Genomic DNA, 274 nt, shown 5'->3' with positions numbered 1-274 from the left:
GATAAATTTGCTCATTTACCACCTCATAATAAACGTGCAGTCAGAAAAAGGGGTGTTAGCGCATTTTTAACAGTACAGGAAGGATGCGATAAATTTTGCACTTTTTGCGTTGTTCCCTATACGCGGGGGGCTGAAATATCGCGCTCCGTCGAGCAAATTACCGAAGAAGCCCGTCAACTCATTGAAGCTGGTGTTAAAGAAATTACGCTGCTTGGACAAAATGTCAATGGTTGGCATGGGCAAAGTGCTGATGGCAAAACTTGGCGTCTTGGTG

General features: G+C 44.5%; 1 protein-coding gene. It reads left to right on the top strand.

The annotated features are described in order from the left end of the window. Positions 1–274 (top strand): radical SAM protein (locus ACFINC_RS09455; RefSeq protein ID WP_375617044.1); only part of this gene is annotated, 274 nt, incomplete at both ends.

This window comes from Bartonella sp. AP58NXGY (genome assembly GCF_042195785.1).
In the GTDB taxonomy this organism is placed as follows: Bacteria; Pseudomonadota; Alphaproteobacteria; order Rhizobiales; family Rhizobiaceae; genus Bartonella.
The sequence above is the reverse complement of the archived record's forward strand: the minus strand, read 5'-3'. Positions and strand labels throughout refer to the sequence as shown.